The sequence below is a fragment of the Nonomuraea montanisoli genome (assembly GCF_013363975.1).
GTDB lineage: Bacteria > Actinomycetota > Actinomycetes > Streptosporangiales > Streptosporangiaceae > Nonomuraea > Nonomuraea montanisoli.
Window position 1 is genome coordinate 16316 of the sequence record NZ_JABWGN010000003.1, and the last position, 12519, is coordinate 28834.

General features: G+C 73.9%; 15 protein-coding genes. 5 read left to right on the forward strand and 10 right to left on the reverse strand.

Annotation, left to right across the window (positions count from 1 at the left end; all coding sequences use genetic code 11):
• Nucleotides 1-9: 9 nt before the first annotated feature.
• From trpC to HTZ77_RS06995, 7 genes are all read right to left on the reverse strand, one after another.
• Complete coding sequence (trpC, locus tag HTZ77_RS06965) at nucleotides 10-855, reverse strand: indole-3-glycerol phosphate synthase TrpC (protein ID WP_175588644.1); 846 nt, start codon at nucleotides 853-855, stop codon at nucleotides 10-12.
• A gap of 119 nt (nucleotides 856-974) precedes the next feature.
• Entirely contained in the window at nucleotides 975-1400 is a 426-nt protein-coding gene (locus HTZ77_RS06970) for a DUF2752 domain-containing protein (protein WP_175588645.1), read from the reverse strand.
• Nucleotides 1401-1405: 5 nt separating this feature from the next.
• Nucleotides 1406-1924, reverse strand: coding sequence for a CD225/dispanin family protein (locus tag HTZ77_RS06975; protein WP_175588646.1), 519 nt, complete (start codon nucleotides 1922-1924; stop codon nucleotides 1406-1408).
• 180 nt (nucleotides 1925-2104) lie between these two features.
• Nucleotides 2105-2824 (reverse strand): DUF4190 domain-containing protein, encoded by a 720-nt coding sequence (locus HTZ77_RS06980; protein WP_175588647.1) that lies wholly within the window; start codon nucleotides 2822-2824, stop codon nucleotides 2105-2107.
• 173 nt (nucleotides 2825-2997) lie between these two features.
• Nucleotides 2998-3642, reverse strand: coding sequence for a Trp biosynthesis-associated membrane protein (locus HTZ77_RS06985; protein WP_175588648.1), 645 nt, complete (start codon nucleotides 3640-3642; stop codon nucleotides 2998-3000).
• Nucleotides 3639-3989, reverse strand: a complete 351-nt coding sequence (gene hisI / locus HTZ77_RS06990; protein ID WP_175588649.1) for a phosphoribosyl-AMP cyclohydrolase — start codon at nucleotides 3987-3989, stop codon at nucleotides 3639-3641. Before hisI ends, HTZ77_RS06985 begins: the two co-directional genes overlap by 4 nt.
• Before the next feature lie 50 nt (nucleotides 3990-4039).
• Nucleotides 4040-4375, reverse strand: a complete 336-nt coding sequence (locus tag HTZ77_RS06995; RefSeq protein WP_175588650.1) for an STAS domain-containing protein — start codon at nucleotides 4373-4375, stop codon at nucleotides 4040-4042.
• A 171-nt stretch (nucleotides 4376-4546) separates the two neighbouring features.
• Between HTZ77_RS06995 and HTZ77_RS07000 the strand changes: the two genes are divergently transcribed.
• Nucleotides 4547-5383 (forward strand): MEDS domain-containing protein, encoded by an 837-nt coding sequence (locus HTZ77_RS07000; RefSeq protein WP_175588651.1) that lies wholly within the window; start codon nucleotides 4547-4549, stop codon nucleotides 5381-5383.
• Complete coding sequence (locus HTZ77_RS07005) at nucleotides 5370-5765, forward strand: ATP-binding protein (protein ID WP_175588652.1); 396 nt, start codon at nucleotides 5370-5372, stop codon at nucleotides 5763-5765. Before HTZ77_RS07000 ends, HTZ77_RS07005 begins: the two co-directional genes overlap by 14 nt.
• A gap of 32 nt (nucleotides 5766-5797) precedes the next feature.
• Here the strand turns inward: HTZ77_RS07005 and HTZ77_RS07010 are convergent, their stop codons facing one another.
• Both HTZ77_RS07010 and HTZ77_RS07015 read right to left on the reverse strand, forming a co-directional pair.
• Complete coding sequence (locus HTZ77_RS07010) at nucleotides 5798-7585, reverse strand: ABC transporter ATP-binding protein (protein ID WP_175588653.1); 1788 nt, start codon at nucleotides 7583-7585, stop codon at nucleotides 5798-5800.
• Nucleotides 7582-9462: an ABC transporter ATP-binding protein gene (locus HTZ77_RS07015; protein WP_175589145.1), complete on the reverse strand. Its 1881-nt coding sequence runs from the start codon at nucleotides 9460-9462 to the stop codon at nucleotides 7582-7584. Before HTZ77_RS07015 ends, HTZ77_RS07010 begins: the two co-directional genes overlap by 4 nt.
• 118 nt (nucleotides 9463-9580) lie before the next feature.
• On the opposite strand from HTZ77_RS07015, the gene HTZ77_RS07020 reads away from it, so the two are divergent.
• Nucleotides 9581-10210 carry a TIGR03085 family metal-binding protein gene (locus HTZ77_RS07020; RefSeq protein ID WP_328808463.1) on the forward strand — a complete coding sequence of 210 codons (630 nt, stop codon included), beginning with the start codon at nucleotides 9581-9583 and terminating at the stop codon, nucleotides 10208-10210.
• 12 nt (nucleotides 10211-10222) lie between these two features.
• Here the strand turns inward: HTZ77_RS07020 and HTZ77_RS07025 are convergent, their stop codons facing one another.
• Entirely contained in the window at nucleotides 10223-10846 is a 624-nt protein-coding gene (locus HTZ77_RS07025) for a MerR family transcriptional regulator (protein WP_205302278.1), read from the reverse strand.
• Between the two features lie 92 nt (nucleotides 10847-10938).
• Between HTZ77_RS07025 and HTZ77_RS07030 the strand changes: the two genes are divergently transcribed.
• Together HTZ77_RS07030 and HTZ77_RS07035 are read left to right on the forward strand one after the other, a co-directional pair.
• On the forward strand, nucleotides 10939-11901 hold the full coding sequence (locus HTZ77_RS07030; RefSeq protein WP_175588656.1) for a hypothetical protein: 963 nt from the start codon (nucleotides 10939-10941) through the stop codon (nucleotides 11899-11901).
• A 109-nt stretch (nucleotides 11902-12010) separates the two neighbouring features.
• Nucleotides 12011-12490 carry an ABA4-like family protein gene (locus HTZ77_RS07035; protein ID WP_175588657.1) on the forward strand — a complete coding sequence of 160 codons (480 nt, stop codon included), beginning with the start codon at nucleotides 12011-12013 and terminating at the stop codon, nucleotides 12488-12490.
• Nucleotides 12491-12519: the final 29 nt, after the last annotated feature.

Consider the following 12519-nt stretch of genomic DNA (forward strand, 5'->3'; position numbering starts at 1 on the left):
CGTCGTGTGTCACTGCTGTCCCTCTGCTCCGTGGTCGGGGCGCGTGGCCGGGTGGGCGCCGGCGGTCACCAGCGCCTCGACCGCCTTGCGCGGGTCCTTGCCGGTGACCAGGCTCTCGCCCACCAGCACCGCGTCGGCCCCGGCGCGGGCGTAGGCGAGCAGGTCGTGCGGGCCGCGCACGCCCGACTCCGCGATCTTGATGACATTATCCGGGATCTTCGGCGCTATCTTGGCGAAGACATCCCGGTCGACCTCGAGTGTCTTCAGGTTGCGCGCGTTGACCCCGATGACGCGGGCGCCCGCCGCCAGGGCCCGGTCGAGCTCCTCCTCGGTGTGGACCTCGACCAGCGGGGTGAGCCCGATGGAGGTGGCCCGCTCGATCAGCGAGACCAGCCCCTCCTGCTCCAGGCAGACGACCATGAGCAGTGCCAGGTCGGCGCCGTGGGCGCGGGCCTCCCAGAGCTGGTAGGAGGTCAGGACGAAGTCCTTGCGCAGGATCGGGATGTCGACCCGGGCGCGGACCGAGGCGAGGTCGTCGAGGCTGCCGCCGAACTTGCGGCGCTCGGTGAGCACGCTGATGACGTGGGCGCCGCCCTCTTCGTAGTCGGCGGCCAGCGCCGCGGGGTCGGCGATCGCGGCGAGCGCGCCCTTGGAGGGGCTGGAGCGCTTGACCTCGGCGATCACCGAGACCCGGTCGCCGCCCAGCGCCGCGAGCGCGTCGCGGGGGGCGGGAGCCCGCTCGGCCCGCCGCTTGAGCTCGTCGAGCGAGACGTCCTGCTGGCGTGCGGCGAGGTCGGCACGCACCCCGTCGAGGATGTCGTCGAGGACGCTCGGTCCTTCCGTCCGCTCACTCACGCGCTTGGGATCCCTCCGGTCGGCAGTAGGGGATGGCAGGAAGTTCGCGTCGCGTCCGCTCCCGGCCTGTCCCTGCGATGGTATCGGCCCCGGCGGCGTCGCTCCGCCACCGGCCCCGGCTAGGGCGCGAGGAACGCGCCGAAGGGCAGGTTCCGGACCACCCAGTACACGAGGACGAGCGCGAGGAACGCCCACAGCCACGCCGGGTGCGCCAGGTCCGTCCGGCGCGGCCGGCCCTGCAGGGCGCGCACCAGCCAGCGTCCCCACCAGAACACCAGGAACGGGATCATCGCCACGGCGAGCGGGTTGAGGCCCAGCGCGGCGGCCGGGTCGAGGTGGGCCAGCGCGTGGATGGTGCGCAGCGTGCCGCAGCCCGGGCAGTACAGGCCGGTGGCCCACAGGAACGGGCACGTGGGGTAGTGCCCCGGCTCGTTGGGGTCGATCGTGCCCACCACGGCGAAGACCACGCCCGCGGCGGCGGCGACGCCGAGCGGCGCGAGCACCGACCGCAGCCGGTCGGAGCCGCGCCGCTCGATGTCCGCCATGCCCATCAGTACGTCGAGCTCGGGGCGTTGGCCGCCACGATCACGAACAGCAGCACGTATCCGATGATCACGAGGACCCACCAGATGATGCCGGCGATCAGCGAACGCTTCCACCAGGTCTTGGCCTCCTCGGACGCCTGCACCGCGCCCTGGTAGTCGCCGACCTGCCACTTGGAGTTGACCTGCGACGACTTCACGATCGAGACGATACCCAGGGGAAGGCAGCAGAAGAGCGTCGTCAGGATCGCGGCGACCAGGTGGTTGTCCGGCGGGGTCTGCGGGGCGCCGTAGCCGCCGGGCTGGCCGTAGCCGCCGCCGGGGGGCTGCTGACCGTAACCGCCGCCGTAGCCGCCACCGCTCGGCGGCTGCTGGCCGTAGCCACCGCCGCTGGGGGGCTGCTGGCCGTAGCCGCCACCGCTGGGAGGCTGCTGGCCGTAACCGCCACCGCTCGGCGGCTGCTGGCCGTAGCCACCGCCCGGAGGCTGGGCGCCGTACCCGCCGTCGCCCTGGTTCCCGTAGCTCATGCTGTGACTCCTCAAGTGTCCATCTCTGGCGAGTTGCGCGCGGCAGCCTAGCGAGAAACCACCCGGGACGTGGAAATACGTCCACTTTGCGGACAATTTGTGATCAGACCGGAAGTCTCCGTGACCAACCGGCGGGCTTCACCGAACAGCACTGAACCGGTCAGGACGACCCGCAGGTCGTCAGTACGAGCCGGAGGTGCTCGCGGCCGTGGTGACGCCGATGAGGGCCAGCCACATGCCGCCGAAGAACAGCCACAGGACCAGCCAGAGCACGATCGTGATGTAGGAGGTGACCAGGCCGCCCATGGCCATGCCCTGCCCCTCCTCGCCGGTGCGCTTGATGCGGCTGAGCGCGATGTGGCCGACGATCGCGCCCGGGATGCTGGTCAGACCACAGAACACCAGGCCGACGATGCCGAGGACGAGCGAGGTGACCGCCAGGCCGTTGGTGCTGCGCTGCTGCGGGGGGCCGTACCCGCCGTAGGGGGCCTGCCCGTACGCCTGGCCGTAGCCCTGCTGGCCGTACGCCTGCTGGTCGTGGTTCGGCTGGCTGTAGCCCTGCTGGCCGTACGCCTGCGGCCCCGAACCCGGCTGGCCGTAGCCCTGCGCCCCCGAGCCGGGCTGGCCGTACCCGTAACCGCCGCTCCCCGGCTGGCCGCCGTAACCCCCGCCGTAGCCGCCGGCGGGCTGCTGACCGTAGCCCTGGCTCGGAGGCTGCTGGCCGTAGCCCTGGCTCGGGGGCTGCTGGCCGTAGCCCTGGCCGCCGCTCGGAGGCTGGCCGTAGCCGCCGTTGGGCGACTGCTGACCGTAGCCGCCCTGGCTCGGGGGTTGCTGGCCGTACCCTCCCCCAGGCGGCTGCGCGCCGTACCCGCCGCCGCCGCTCTGGTCCCCGTACCCCATGTCGATCCTCCGTCGTCGTGGCCCGTTGCAGGGGCAGCTTATTGACAAAAGGAACAGCGGTCCGGCGGGCCGGGACACCGAGGGCGAGTTGTAACCTCCACGCGACAGCCGCGACCAGGACAGACGCCCCAGTCGGGGCCGTTCCACCACGAAACCCGCCAACGCGCGGGTTCTCAGGTGGGGTCGTCGCCCCGGTCGAGGGCGTCCCACAGGGCGCGGTCGCCGGCGACCTCGCGACGGCCTCCCGCCGGGGCGCGTTCGTAGCGGTCGGACATGCCCGCCCATCGCGGGCCGCGCACGGCGGCGAGCACCCCGCCCGCGACCATCAGCGCCGCGCCGAGCCCGGACAGCGCGGGCCAGGCCGCCACCACGTCCCAGGAGAACGAGCCGAGGCCGCGCAGCGCGTCGTGCTCGCGCAGCCAGCCCGCGGGGGCGTCACCGGCGACCGCCAGCCAGGTGGCGAGACCGGCGCCCAGGCCGCACACGGTCAGCAGCGCCCCCACCACACGGCGGGCGAACCCCTTCGAGGCCAGCGCCGCCACCACGCCCGCGAGACCGGCCAGCGCGAGAGGCGTCAGCACGGGGGCGAGCTCGCCGCCCGTCGGCGCCGCCGGGTCGGCTCCCGCGCCGCCCGGCACGCCCGCGGGGTGCCCGGCGCGCACGGTGATCCACGCGCGGGTCGCGGCGAACAGCACCAAGGCGCAGCCGAGCGCCGTCAGGCCCACCCACGTCCACAGCTCGCGACCGCGCCCACGACCCGCCGCACGGGCGGTGTCGCGCGGGCCGTCAGGGCCACCGGTGTCGTGCGGGCCGGTCATGGCGCGGCCGACACCTCCAGCGGGGCGGCGTCGAAGCAGGTGCGGTCGCCCGTGTGGCAGGCGGCGCCCACCTGGTCGACCTGGACCAGCAGCGTGTCGCCGTCGCAGTCGAGCGACACCGCCTTGACGTGCTGGACGTTGCCCGAGGTCGCGCCCTTCACCCAGTACTCGGAACGGCTGCGCGACCAGTAGGTCGCCCTGCCGGTGGTGAGCGTGCGGTGCAGCGCCTCGTCGTCCATCCAGGCGAGCATGAGGACCTCGCCCGTGTCGTGCTGCTGGACGATCGCGGGCACCAGCCCGTCGCCGTTGCGCTTGAGCCGCTCGGCGACCTTCGGGTCGAGGGACATGCCGCCATTCAACCAGCCGCGCCGGCCGCCCGCCGCACCGGAGCGCCCGCTCAGGCCAGGGCCTGGGAGAGCGTGGCGTAGATGGGGAACAGCGGCGCGAGGTTGGTGCGGCGCAGCCGGCGCAGCACCTGGCCGCCGGGCGCGACGAGGGCGATGCTCCCCTCCCGTTCGCGCAGGTCGGCGCGGACCCGCACGAGCACGCCGAGCCCGGTCGTGTCGATGAACGTCACCCCGCTCAGGTCGACGACCAGCCGGGAGCCCCGCGCCCTGGCCGACTCGTCGAGGCAGGTGCGCATCCGGCCCGAGTTGTCGACGTCCACCTCACCGGCGAGGCTGACGACCGTCAGGTCGCCGTGCCTGCGCCGCGTCATCCGCAGCACGTCCACGCCCTGCTCCCCATGACGCCCTCCGGCCCCGCGGACCGGTCCCGTGTTCAGCACCGTACCGGTTTCGACGGCCCGTCACCCTGAGTTCGTTGAAGAATGCACTACGTGATGACGCCTGGCCGGGTACGGTCGTCGTCGGCGGGGATGCGAGCGGCGAGCACCGGGAGGGCCGTGACGGACGTGGCGGGGTCCGTCCTGGACCCGGAGCTGGGTGACCACGTGTGCCTGCCGTTCGCGGGCGAGGGCGAGCGGATCGCGGCGACCCGGCTGTTCACCGCGAACGGCCTGCGGCGCGGGGCCCGGGTGCTCATCGTCACCTGCGCCCGCACGCCCGAGGAGACCAGGGCCTGGCTGGCCCCGGCCGTGCCCGGGCTGGCGCGGGCGGAGGCGGAGGGCCGGGTCGTGATCCGGCCGGCCGGCGGCACCAGCCTGACCTGCGGCCGGCCGGACCCGGGCCGGGTGCTCAAGGGGCTGAGCGCCGCGGTCGAGCAGGCGGGGCAGGACGGCCACGCCGGTCTGTACGCGCTGGTGGACGCGGCGTGGGGGGCTCGCGACCCGGCCCGGCAGACGACGTGCGAGGCGGTGTCCAACCCGCTGTTCGGCGAACGGCGGCTGGCGTCGGTGTGCCAGTACGACGTGCGGCTGTTCTCCGGCGAGGCGGTGGAGCGGGCGGCGTCGGTCCACCCGATCGCGCCGGAACGGGCGGCGCTGCGCTACGCCGCGACGTCCCGGCCGCCGGGCCTGCGGCTGTCGGGGGACGTGGACCTGACCAACAGGCAGGCGCTGGCCTCGGTGCTGGCGCCGCTGGAGCGCGAGCCCGGCGAGGTGGTCGTCGACGCGACCGCGATGGGGTTCATCGACGCCGGGTCGGCGCAGCTCCTCTCGGCGACGGCGCTGGCCCGGCAGGGCCGCCCGACGGTCGTGGTGTGCGGGGAGGCCGTGGCGCGGGTGCTGCGGCTGGTGCGGGCCGACGCGCTGCTGACGGTCCGCCGGGGTGACGGTGGGTAGGCCGGCGCTGGTGCGCAGCTTCGCGCGGGGCCGCATCACCGTGGTGCGGCGCGCGGTGGCGGAGTTCGCCGCGGCGGAGGGGCTGGCGGGCCGCCGGCTGGAGGACTTCGTGCTGGCGGTGAACGAGATCACCACGAACGCGGTGCTGCACGGCGGCGGCGGCGGCCGGCTGCGGCTGTGGTCGCTGGACGGCCGGCTGTGGTGCGAGGTGACCGACGAGGGGCCGGGCCTGCCGCCGGGGTGGATGGGGTCGGAGCGGACGCCGTCGCGCTACGACACGGGCGGCCGGGGGCTGTGGCTGACCCGGCTGCTCTGCGACCACGTGACCATCGTGTCCACACCCGCCGGGACCAGCGTGACGTTCTCCACCTGCACCGGCTGAGCCGCTCAGGAGCGGTGCACCGGCTGGGCCGCTCAGGAGCGGGCGGCGGAGACCCAGGAGGCGTGCAGGGCCGCGTACACGCCGTCCTCCTGCCGGACGAGCTCGTCGTGCGGGCCGCGCTGGACCAGCCGGCCGCCGTCGAACACCAGCACCTCGTCGGCGTTCTCCGCCGTCGAGAGGCGGTGCGCGATGGAGATGGCCGTGCGGCCGCGCGTGACGCCCTCCAGCGCCCGGGCGAGGCGCACCTCGGTGGCCGGGTCGACGGCCGAGGTGGCCTCGTCGAGCAGCAGCAGGTCGGGGTCGGCGAGGTAGGCGCGGGCCAGGGCGACGAGCTGCCGCTCGCCGGCCGACAGCGACTCGCCGCGCTGCCCCACGGGCGTGGCGAGCCCGGCGGGCAGGCCGTCCACCCAGTCGGCCAGGCCCAGCTCGGTCATGGCCAGCTCGATCTCCTCGCGGGTGGCGGCCGGGCGGCCGTACCGGATGTTGTCCTCCAGCGTGCCGTCGAACAGGAAACCGTCCTGCGGCACCATGACGATGCGCTCGCGCAGCGAGGAGAAGCGCACGCCGCGCAGGTCGTGCCCGTCGACGGTGACGCGCCCGGAGACGGGGTCCATGAGCCGGGTGAGCAGCTTGGCGAACGTGGTCTTGCCCGACCCGGTCTCCCCCACCACGGCCACGCGGGAGCGCGGCGGGATCACGGCCGTCACCTCGCGCAGCACGGGCGGGCCGCCCGGGTAGGCGAAATGGACGCCCTCGAAGGCGACGGAGATGGGGCCGCGGGGCAGCTCGACGCCGTCCGCGCCCGGGTCGGCGACGTCGGGCGGCGTGTCGAGCACGCCGAGGACGCGCCGCCAGCCGGCCACGGCGTTCTGGGCCTCGTTGAGCACCTCGGTGGCGGTCTGCAGCGGGGAGACGAACAGCGTCACGAGGAACAGGAAGGCCACCAGCCGCCCGGCCGTGATGTCGCCGGACAGGCCGAGCCTGACGCCGAGCAGCACGATCCCGGAGATCGCGAGGGCGGCGACGATCTCGGTCAGCGGGAAGACGAAGCCGACGATGGTCTGCGCCCGGGTCTGGGCCGCCTTGTTGGCGTCCACGGCCTTGTCGACGCGCTCGGCGGTGCGCCGCTCGGCGGCGTACGCGCGGATGACGGCCGCGCCGACGACGGACTCGCTCACGGCGGCGAGCATGTCGCCGGTGCGCTCGCGGACCGAGGTGTAGGCGCCCGACAGCCACCGCTGGAAGCGCGGCAGGGCGATCATCAGCGGCAGGAAGCACGCCCAGACCAGCAGCGTGAGCTGCCAGGAGTAGAAGAGCATGAGCACGCTGGCCACGAGGAGCTGGCCGAGCGACACGATGATCATCAGCCCGCCCCACTGCATGAACGTGCTGATCTGGTCCACGTCGTTGGTGACGCGGGAGACCAGCGCGCCGCGCCGCTCGGTGTTCTGGGTGAGCACCGACAGGTCGTGGACGTGGCGGAAGCCGCGCACGCGCAGGGTCGCCAGGGACGACTCGGTCGCCTTGTAGAGGCGGACGTTCATGACGTAGCCGGCCAGGGCGGTCAGCACGACGGCCGCCGCGCACAGCAGGACGGCCCGTGTGACGTACCCGACGTCGGGCGTGGAGTCCTTCAGGCCCGTGTCGATGGTCTGCTGCACCGCGATCGGCACGATGACCTTGCCGGCCGTGGCCACCACCGCGAGGGCGAGCGTCCCGGCGAGTCCCTTGCGGAACTCGGGCGTCAGGGACAGCCCGCGGCGGATGGTGGCCAGCGCGGAGCGTTCGGCGCTGGCGCCGATCCCCCGGACGTCGCTCACGCGTTGATCCCCTCTTCCTCGGCGGCCGCGACGGCGGCCCGCTCTGCTGCTTCCCGATCGGCCGCTCCAGGGCCGGCCGCCCCGCGGGCGGCGGCCTCCTCCTCCTCGGCCGAGAGGGCGGCGCGCTCGGCCTCCTCGCGCTCGTAGGCGGTGACCAGGTTGCGGTAGCCGTCGCAGCGGGCGAGCAGCTCGTCGTGCGTCCCGTGGTCCACCACGCGTCCGCGGTCGAGGTAGACGACCTCGTCGGCCAGGGCGATCGTGGCCAGCCGGTACGCGACGACCACCACGCTGGAGGCGGCGGCCGTGTCCCGCAGCCCGTGCAGGATGCGGGACTCGACCTGCGGGTCCACGCTGGAGGTGGCGTCGTCGAGGATGAGCAGGCGCGGCCGACGGGCGACGGCCCGGGCCAGCGCGAGCCGCTGCCGCTGGCCGCCCGACAGGGTGGCGCCCCGCTCCCCCACCTTCGTGTCGAGGCCGGACTCCAGCCGGGCCACGAACCCGTCGGCCTGCGCCAGGCGCAGGGCCGCCCACACGTCCTCGTCGCTGATGGAAAGGCCGAGCGTGATGTTGCCGCGCACGGTGTCGTCGAACAGGAACGTCTGCTGCGGCACCAGTGCGACCGACTCGGCCACGGCGCCGTACGGCAGCTCGCGCAGGTCCACGCCGTCGAGCAGCACGCGCCCGTCCGCCGGGTCCACCAGCCGGACGAGGAGCTGCACCAGCGTCGACTTGCCGGAGCCGGTGGGGCCGACCAGGGCGACGGTGCGGCCGGGCTCAACCCCGAAGGAGACGTCGTGGACCACGGCGGCGGCCTCGGGGCCGGTGCCGTAGGAGTAGGACACGCCGGACGTCTCCAGCCGGGCCGGCTCCGAGGTCGCGGGCGGGGCGGTGCGGCCGTACTCCATGGAGCCGCTCGCCTCCAGCACGGCCCGCACCCGCTCCCAGCCGACCACGCTGCGCGGCAGCTCGGCGAGCACCCAGCCGAGCGCCCTGATGGGGAAGGACAGCAGCGTGAACAGGTAGGCGACCTGCACCAGGTCGCCCGGGTCGATGGAGCCGGACGCGAGCCGGGCGGCGCCGACGCCGAGCACGGCGAGCACGCCCAGCGTGGGCAGCGCCTCCAGCATCGGGTCGAACAGGCCGCGCACCCGGCCGACGGCGATGTTGGCGTCACGCAGCTCCTCGGCGCGCCGCCGGAACCGGTCGGTCTCCAGCTCCTCCCTGCCGAGGGTCTTGACGACGAGCGCGCCGTCGAAGCTCTCGTGCGCGATCTCGCTGACCTCGGCGCGCAGTTGCTGGGCGCGGGTGGCGAGCGGGCTGAGCCGGCGCTGGTAGACCAGGTTGAGCACGGCGATGGCCGGGAAGATCAGGAAGCCCACGAGGGCGAGCGCCGGGTCGGTGAGGACCATCGCGACGGCGGCGGTGACCAGCATGACGATCACGCCCACGGCCATGGGCAGCGGCGCGAGCGGCGCCCAGGCGGCCTCGGCGTCGGAGCTGGCGTTCGACAGGAGCTGTCCGGTCGGATGCCGGTGGTGCCAGGCGAGCGGCAGCCGCAGGTACTGCTTGGTCACCTCGCGGCGGGAGCGGGCCTGCATGCGGTACTGCATGAGCCCGGCCAGGATGCGCCGGCCGGCGACGCCGATCGACTTGAGCAGCGCGGCACCCATGATCAGCAGCACGCCGGTCCACAGGGCCCCGGCGGTCGCGGAGCCGGTGGAGAAGGCGGGCAGCACGACGTGCTCGGTGGCCCAGCCCAGGGCCCACGCGGAGCCCACGGTCATGCCTCCGTACAGGGCGCTGGACAGGACGGCCGAGGCGAACACCGCCTTCTCGGCGCGGATCGCCACCCCGAGGACGCGCATTCCCTGGCGCATGACGGCGGAGGTCACCTTGCTGGCCACTCGATGGGTTTCCTTCCGTCGCGAGAGCTATGTCCGTAACACCCAATCAATCCCGATCATCACGTTATTCCCCGCGGGTAAGGTTGAGAGCGTGACTCACGCTCGCGGCGAACGCGCGGCCCTGTGCGACCTGCTGGACCGTCTGGGCCCCGACGCCCCGACCCTGTGCGACGGGTGGACGACCTACGACCTGGCCGCCCACCTCGTGCTGCGCGAGCGGCGGCTGGACGCGGCGGCGGGCATCGCGCTCAAGCCGCTGGCGGGCCACACCGCCGCGGTCCAGGAGTCGCTGAAGGCGCGCCACCCGTACCCGGAGCTGGTCGGGCTGGTGCGCAGGCCGGGCGGCGTCTACGGGCTGGTGCCGTTCCTGGACGACGCGGTCAACACGCTGGAGATGTTCGTCCACCACGAGGACGTGCGCCGGGCCCAGCCCGACTGGGAGCCGCGCACCATGCCCGAGGACCTCGACCGGCTCATGTGGAAGCGCGTGTCGGCCGGCGGGCGGCTGATGCTGCGCCGCTCGCCGGTGGGCGTGGTGCTGCACCGGACGGGCGGCGGCGTGGCGCTCGGCGGCCCGAGGATCGGCCCCAAGGTGGAGGTCACCGGGCCGGCGCCGGAGCTGCTGCTGTTCTGCTTCGGGCGGCAGGAGCACGCGCGGGTGGAGCTCACGGGCGCCCCCGAGGCGATCTCCCGCCTCAAGAGCGCCCACCTCGGCATCTGATCCGATCCCGCCTCAGTCCGCGCCGTAGCGGCGCAGGGCGACGTTCGCCTGGGCGAGGCGGCGCAGCGCCGTGAGCATCGTGTCGCCCATCAGCGTGCCGAGCACCACCACCTCCAGCGTCCGCTCCCGGTCCCCCAGGTCGCCGACCACCCTCATGTCGGCCTCGGCGATCATCTCGGCGGCCTCCGCGTAGGCGGGCAGCGAGGCGAGCATGGACTCGTGGCCGAGGTCCTCCAGGCTCGCCATCACCCCCACCAGCGTGGTGTACGCGGGATGCTCGCCCATGTCCTTCCAGCCCTGACGGGCGCACAGCTCGTCGAGCGCCCGCCGCGCCCGCTCGACATGGGGCCCCGGCTGCGGCTCCTGGCGGGAGGTGACCATGAGCTGGCCGAGCCCGAGCAGGTTGTTGTCGCTGACCCCCGGATCCTCCAGGTACCGGACCAGCTCGCCGATGGCGGCGATGCTCAGACCGCCGTACTCGGCCAGCGCCCGGACCAGCTTGAGCCGCCGGACGTGCGCGGGGCCGTAGTCGGCCTGGTTGCGGCCCACCGGCCGGCCCGGAGGCAGCAGGCCCTCCCGCAGGTAGTACTTGATCGTCGGGACGGGCACTCCGGTGTCCGTGCTCAGCTCGGCCATGCGCACTTCTGTGACTCCCCTCTTGTGGACAGTGGAGAGTTTAGCTATAGATAGTAGTAAGTAGCACTATCCGCTATCCGAAAGGAGGCGCCATGTTGCGCTGGCACCGCCCGCTGATGGTCTCGACGGGGCTCATGTCCGTCCTCGCCGTGGTGACCGCCGTGGCGCTCGTCCTGGACGACCGGACGCTCGACGGCCTGTCCGTCTGGGCCAAGCCGCTCAAGTTCGCCGTGTCCCTCGCGATCTACTCCTTCACCTGGGCCTGGCTGCTGTCGTTACAGCGCCGCGAGCGCCGCTGGGGCCGCAGGGCCGGCACCGTCCTGGCCGTGGCGGGGGTCGCCGAGGTCGCGCTCATCACCTTCCAGGCGGCCCGCGGCCACCGCAGCCACTTCAACGCCACCACGCCGCTCGACGGCATCCTGTTCGGCGTCATGGGCATGATGATCATCGGGCTGATGGTGGCGAACATCGTCGCCGCCGTCGCCGTCCTGCTCGACCGGCAGGCCGACGGGCCCTCCACCTGGGCGGTCCGCCTCGGGCTGGCGATCTCCACCCTGGGGCTCGCCAGCGGCGGCCTCATGCTCGGCCCGCAGCCCGGCCAGAGCGTCGACGGCGGCGTCATCGGCGCCCACACCGTCGCCGCCCCCGACGGCGGGCCCGGCCTGCCGCTGCTCGGCTGGAGCACCGTCGCCGGCGACCTGCGCGTGCCGCACTTCGTCGGCATGCACGCCCTGCAGCTCCTGCCGCTGCTGCCCCTCGTCCTCGCGGCCCTGTCCAGCCGTTTCCCGGTCCTCGCCCCCGAGCGCGTGCGGCAGGGCCTGACGGTCACCGCCGGCCTCGTGTACGCGGGGGTGTTCGGACTGGTCCTGTGGCAGGCGGAGCGCGGGCAGTCGCTGATCCACCCCGACGGGCTGACCCTGGCCGCGGCGGGCGTCCTGGTCCTGCTGGCGATCGCCGGCGTGGTGGTGTCCACCCGCGCCCGCGCCCCGAGGCAGGTCCCCATGACCACCCCCGTCCCCACCCCGACCCCTGCTGCCGCGGAAGCCGCCCGGTGACCCTGCGCCATCGCCGCGGAGGTCACCCGACCGCCGGCCGCACACCGTCCGGTCCCGCCGTCACCGGCGGGACCGGCGTCCCGTCCCCCGCCCGACCGGAGAGTCACCGATGAGCACCGCGACCCTGTTCGACCTGAGCTTCTACGCCGCCGCGCCGTTCTGGGCCCTGATGATCCTGGCCCCGACCTGGTCGGTCACCCGCAGGGTGGCGGCCTCGCCGCTCATCGTCCTGCCCGCCCTGGCGGTGAACCTCGTCCTGCTGGCCCCGGTGCTCGGCCAGGTCTGGCCGGTCGTCACCAGGCCCTCGCTGGCCGGGCTGACCGCCCTGGTCGCCACTCCCGGGGCGCTGGCCGCCCTGTGGGCGCAGATCATCGCCTGGGATCTCTTCCTCGGCCGGTGGATCTACCTCGACAGCCGGGAGCGGGGCGTGCACCCCCTGCTCATGGCCCCGGTCATGGTGCTGACGATCCTGCTGTCGCCCGTGGGGCTGCCGGTGTACCTCCTGCTGCGCCTGGCATACCGGGGCAACAACTCTGATACCCCCTCGGCCAGTCCCGTGATCCGTACCATGACTCCTCCGCTCCCCTGAAGACAGCGGCTTCTCGCCAAGCCGCTTGC

Bases quoted from the DNA above. Each gene is read 5' to 3' on its own strand.
- HTZ77_RS06970 (WP_175588645.1), bottom strand. From the start codon at position 1,400: ATGGCGGACATCGAGCGGCGCGGCTCCGACCGGCTGCGGTCGGTGCTC.
- HTZ77_RS06975 (WP_175588646.1), bottom strand. From the start codon at position 1,924: ATGAGCTACGGGAACCAGGGCGACGGCGGGTACGGCGCCCAGCCTCCG.
- HTZ77_RS06980 (WP_175588647.1), bottom strand. From the start codon at position 2,824: ATGGGGTACGGGGACCAGAGCGGCGGCGGCGGGTACGGCGCGCAGCCG.
- HTZ77_RS06985 (WP_175588648.1), bottom strand. From the start codon at position 3,642: ATGACCGGCCCGCACGACACCGGTGGCCCTGACGGCCCGCGCGACACC.
- hisI (WP_175588649.1), bottom strand. From the start codon at position 3,989: ATGTCCCTCGACCCGAAGGTCGCCGAGCGGCTCAAGCGCAACGGCGAC.
- HTZ77_RS07015 (WP_175589145.1), bottom strand. From the start codon at position 9,462: ATGCGCCAGGGAATGCGCGTCCTCGGGGTGGCGATCCGCGCCGAGAAG.
- HTZ77_RS07025 (WP_205302278.1), bottom strand. From the start codon at position 10,846: ATGGCCGAGCTGAGCACGGACACCGGAGTGCCCGTCCCGACGATCAAG.
- HTZ77_RS07030 (WP_175588656.1), top strand. From the start codon at position 10,939: ATGTTGCGCTGGCACCGCCCGCTGATGGTCTCGACGGGGCTCATGTCC.
- HTZ77_RS07035 (WP_175588657.1), top strand. From the start codon at position 12,011: ATGAGCACCGCGACCCTGTTCGACCTGAGCTTCTACGCCGCCGCGCCG.